Annotated in this window: 4 protein-coding genes; all 4 read left to right on the top strand. The window is 45.2% G+C overall.

Annotated features, from left to right (window positions below):
- The first annotated feature begins 118 nt into the window (after nt 1-118).
- Nucleotides 119-1,693: an AGE family epimerase/isomerase gene (locus VF500_RS29110; RefSeq protein WP_330863017.1), complete on the top strand. Its 1,575-nt coding sequence runs from the start codon at nt 119-121 to the stop codon at nt 1,691-1,693.
- A gap of 28 nt (nt 1,694-1,721) precedes the next feature.
- Nucleotides 1,722-3,695: a hypothetical protein gene (locus tag VF500_RS29105; RefSeq protein WP_330863016.1), complete on the top strand. Its 1,974-nt coding sequence runs from the start codon at nt 1,722-1,724 to the stop codon at nt 3,693-3,695.
- A 264-nt stretch (nt 3,696-3,959) separates the two neighbouring features.
- Nucleotides 3,960-4,379 carry a hypothetical protein gene (locus VF500_RS29100; RefSeq protein ID WP_330863015.1) on the top strand — a complete coding sequence of 140 codons (420 nt, stop codon included), beginning with the start codon at nt 3,960-3,962 and terminating at the stop codon, nt 4,377-4,379.
- Between the two features lie 19 nt (nt 4,380-4,398).
- The coding region (locus VF500_RS29095; RefSeq protein ID WP_330863014.1) for a hypothetical protein at nt 4,399-5,078 on the top strand (680 nt) is incomplete at its 3' end.

Raw genomic sequence — 5,078 nt, 5'->3', positions numbered from 1 at the left:
GAACTGCTTAACTGGCCTTACCTATGGCAACAGGGCGAATACGTTTTGGGCGGTGGCACAACCGACTACCTGTTTTTAGTTTTAGCGGCCGATCATGTTTTAAATAAAAAGTAAGCTTATGAAATTGAAGATCACGTTGCTTTCGGCTTTAATAGGTACTGTGTCTGTGGTGTTTGCTCAAAATAGTAAGAGCGAAAAACAAAAGATAGCCCATGAAATACAAAAATCCATGGTTGACGAATTGCTCAAGCCCTGGTACCCCGCAGCTATTGATACTGCCGATGGCGGCTTTTTGAGCGCATTCACTTTTGATTTTAGACCCACCGGTAACCAGGATAAAATGATTGTGACCCAGGCACGTCATGTTTGGAGCAACAGTAAAGCCGCTGAGCTTTTCCCTGGCAAAAAATATTACATAGCAGGGGCCCGTCACGGTTTTGAGTTTTTGAGGGACAAGTTTTGGGATAAACAATATGGCGGCTTTTACATTTTTACTGACAAACAGGGCAACCCGAAACAGGGCGGCTTTGCACCAAAAGAAGCCTATGGAAACTCCTTTGCCATTTATGCGCTTGCTGCTTATTACCAGGCATCGGGTGATACCTGTGCATTAAACCTGGCTAAGCAGGGTTTTTGGTGGCTGGAGAAACATGCGCACGATCCGATATATAAAGGTTACTACCAGCACATGCAACGTGACGGTACTCCTATTATTAGGGATGCAACCATAAAATCAACTGCCGAAACTGGTTATAAAGATCAAAACTCATCCATTCACCTGCTGGAATCGTTTACCGAACTATATGGTGTATGGCCCGATAAACTGCTAAAAGAACGTTTGGAAGAAATGTTGCTGCTGGTGCGCGATAAGATCACTAACGATAAGGGTAACCTCATCCTGTTTTTTCAACCCGACTGGACACCGGTTTCTTTCCGAGACTCGAGTTTGGCAGTTTATAAACAGCATCATAGTCTTGATCATATTTCATACGGTCATAATGTGGAGACTGCATACCTGATGCTTGAAGCCTCACATGCTTTAGGTTTAGAGGGTGATGCCAAAACCTTGGAGATCGGCAAAAAGATGGTCGATGATGCACTGGACAACGGCTGGGATAACAAAGTGGGTGGCTTTTACGACGAGGGATATTACTTTAAAGATAAACCCGGACTTACCATTACCGAGGATACCAAAAACTGGTGGGCACAAGCCGAAGGACTTAACACACTGCTCATCATGGCCGCTAAGTATCCGCAGGATAAGCACCAATACTTTGACAAGTTTAAAACGCTATGGCAATACACGCAAACCTACCTCATTGATCATGAGCATGGCGATTGGTACCAGGGCGGTATTGATAAGCAACCTCAATATAAAACCGCGCTCAAAGGGCAGATCTGGAAAGGTACTTACCACACCTTCCGTGCGCTGATGAATTGCGTTATGCAGCTGGATCCGGATAAAACGCCACCCACTGCACCACGGCAAGTAAAACTGATTAAAGCTACCGGTACTTTAAAATGGCAAGCTTCAACAGATAACAAACGCATGCTGGGTTATAATATTTACAGTAATGGCAAACGCATAGGTTTTACACCACTTAATCATTTTATGGTGGATAAGGGCTTAACGGGTAGGCTAATTGTGAGGGCGGTTGATTTGGCAGGGAACCAGTCGGTTTTGGGTAAATGATTTAAATTAAAAACTACAACTTTCAATAATGGTAGAGGTAAGTAAATCGATTGTTAGTTATAAAACCCTGTTATTGGTTTTGCTTTTTCTGGGGATGTTTACGCGGGAAGCATCCGCCCAAACAGAGATTGAACCCTGGGGCAATATCACCGGTATCAGGGTACAAGGGCAGTTGTTTGAGTTTGAAACAAGTTTGAGGGTTGTCGGCAAAGATTGGAAGAAGCTCCACGCTACAGCCAAAGAAGAGCAAAACCCCAAATACCATCGGGAGGGTAAAACACAATTGGTTACAACCCGGATAGATAGTCTTTATTTTAATGAGCGGGTAGCCGATGGTGAACCAGGCAGTGCTGTTGTGACCATTAATTTTATGCCCCATGCTGATACTACGCTTACTGGTGTTTATTTTGTGGTGCGGATTCCCAAAGGGGATTATACCAACGCTTCGGTAAATCTAAATAACGGTTGGCATAACCTGAATGCCTTGAAAGCTAACACGGGGAACGAATATCTTAAGAGCAACACGCAAGCTGTCGAAATAAAATCATTGAACCGCTCGCTTAAACTCACGTTAGATGAGCCAATGGAGGTATCGTTGAGGATAGATACCGGCAAATTACATAAGGGGGATTACCTGCTGTACCTGCCCATTGTGCAAGGCAATATCAAAAAGGGACAGGGCATTGTTAAAACATATAATCTTACCGCATCGGGCAAAATTGATAATGCGCCGGTTACTTTAAAGCTCAATACGCTCCAAAGCGGCAGGCTCTTTGCCGGTTTCGGTGGTAATTTCAGGATCCAGAACCCCAAAACCGATCCGCAGGTGATTGACTATAGTCTTAATAATTTGCGCGTTGCCTGGAGCCGGGTTGAAATGCCCTGGCGCTTTTGGCAGCCGGAAAAAGATAGTGACCCAACCGAAAACGCAAAAGACAACAAGCTGCACCCTGCAGTTCAGAAAGCCATGGAAATGGCACAGCGCTTAAGTAAAATGAATATCCCGGTGATCCTGACGGCGTGGTCGGCACCTGATTGGGCCATTGAGGGTAAACCCCGGTTCAGGCATCAGCCGGGTGAGCCCTGGGGTAACCCGTTAAATTACGGCAACATCGATGCTGCCTACAAATCCATTGCGGATTATATTGTTTACCTGCACGATGCCTATGGCGTTGATGTGAAACTTTTTTCGTTTAATGAGTCGGATCTGGGTATCAATATTCGTCAAACAGGTCTACAACATGCCGATCTGATCAAAGGCCTCGGCGCTTATTTTGTATCAAGGGGATTAAAAACCAAATTGTTGTTAGGTGATAATTCCGATGCCACTACTTACGAGTTTATCTACCCGGCCATGGCCGACCCGGCTGCACGACAATATATCGGCGCGATTTCTTTCCATTCGTGGCGAGGCTGGGACACATCGATATTACAAAAATGGGCTGAGGCTGCAAAAAAAATGAACCTGCCGTTAATAGTAGGTGAGGGGAGTATTGACGCCGCCGCCTGGAACTATCCGGCCATTTTTGAAGAACAAACCTACGCCCTTGAAGAAATTAACCTGTATACCCGCCTGCTGGCCATCTGCCAGCCGCTCACCATACTGCAATGGCAACTCACTGCCGATTATTCGCCGCTTGTTGGCGGCGGCATTTTCGGCAATAATGCACCTTTGGCACCAACCCAGCGCTTTTGGAACCTGAAACAATTAGCTTCAACACCTGAGGATGTTTACGCCATGCCTATTAGTAACAACGGTAAATACCTTTCGGTAGCAGCCCTGGGCAACAACAGCAAACATGCCTATGTTGTGCACATGGTAAATAATGGTGCAACACGGCAGGTTACCCTCAGCGGTTTGCCTCAAATGGTAACGAAAGGTGTGTTGTATTTGACGGATAAGGGGCATCAAATGGAGAAAACCCCGGTTGCGATAAATAATGGCATAGCTAAGTTTAAGGTGGAGGCCACGAGTTATGTGAGTTTGATTGTGGAAAAATAGGATCCTGTTTTTAAAATCCGGGTCGTGTAGAATTTAGCTGGGTACCTAATATGTTAAGTATGCGTGATTCAAGGCTTGCCCGTGAGCTCTTAAAGCAAGCTACCTATGAGATGATAAAAAGGGCTGTCCTGCTGATGTCCTCGAAGCATGTTGGGCAGGCCTCTACGCGCGACCTTTCGACTGCTCGGGGTGACAGGCTCTTGTTCGTATTCTTTATTTTCAGTATTTTTTGAAAATTCAATAAAATAAGTATATTTGTTCTCGATGAACATTCAATTACTTCTTCGCCTTGCAGGCCTCGCCCAAATCGCTCTGGTGATAGGGAGTTTCGCCATTCCGCGCATCCTGAACTGGCGGGGAGAACTGGAGAAAGTTCAAACCCTCATTAAACAGATGTTCTGGACGTATGCGGCGTATATATTGGTCATTAACCTGTGTTTCGGCCTGGTTTCGGTATTTTGTTATCGAGAGTTGAGTAATAGTTCAAGACTGGCTACGCTACTTACCGCTTTTATTGCCGTGTATTGGATCTCAAGGGTATTGATCCAGTTCTTTTATTTTGATAGGGCAACTTTTTCCAAGGGCTTATGGCATAAATTGGGCGAGGTGGTGTTGGTTACGCTTTTTGTCTTTTTGAGTATTGTATACAGTTGGGCTGCATATATTAACTATCTTCAAAGTTAACTATCTTCAAAGCTAAGCCATGCAAAATACATTGATCCACATAGTTTACTTCGCGGTTATAAACCTTGCATGGGTGCTGTTGGGTTTTTTATTTGTAAAACGTGAACTGGTTTGGCCGGGCTGGTTATCAATGCTGCTGGTTATCCCTGTAGTGTATTGCATTTTTAACCACGAGCACCCGGTACTTAAAATGCTTGGCATTATTGCCACAACTTTTACCGGTATGAAAGTGATCACCGCTACGGTTGATTACAGCGGCAAAAAAACGAAACCTAAATTTATGCCATGGCTGGCCTTTGCCGCCGGTTGGGCAGGTATGCGTGCGCAACCCTTTGAAACCCTTGGGCAGCCGGCTTTGCCACATGCCTGGACTATGATCAGGTTTGGCATTAGCAGGGTTATAGGCGGTTTACTGCTTATTGTGTTGGCGCATGGCATTGTGGGGTTACATTTTGACACAGGGTTAGCTTATTTGTTGGTAAGCCCTTTGTTGTTGGTGGCTTTGAGCCTGATATTACATTTTGGGTTATTGAGCATAGGGGCGGGGCAGTGGCGATTGATGGGGGTTAATACATACTACCTGTTCAGGCAGCCGGCAAAAGCCATGAGCCTCACCGAATTTTGGGGCAAACGCTGGAACCTTGCTTTTATTGAAATGACCACGATAGCTATTTTCCGTCCGCTTCGGGATAAAATTGG

This window comes from Mucilaginibacter sp. (genome assembly GCF_036383575.1).
GTDB lineage: Bacteria > Bacteroidota > Bacteroidia > Sphingobacteriales > Sphingobacteriaceae > Mucilaginibacter.
The sequence above is the reverse complement of the archived record's forward strand: the minus strand, read 5'-3'. Positions and strand labels throughout refer to the sequence as shown.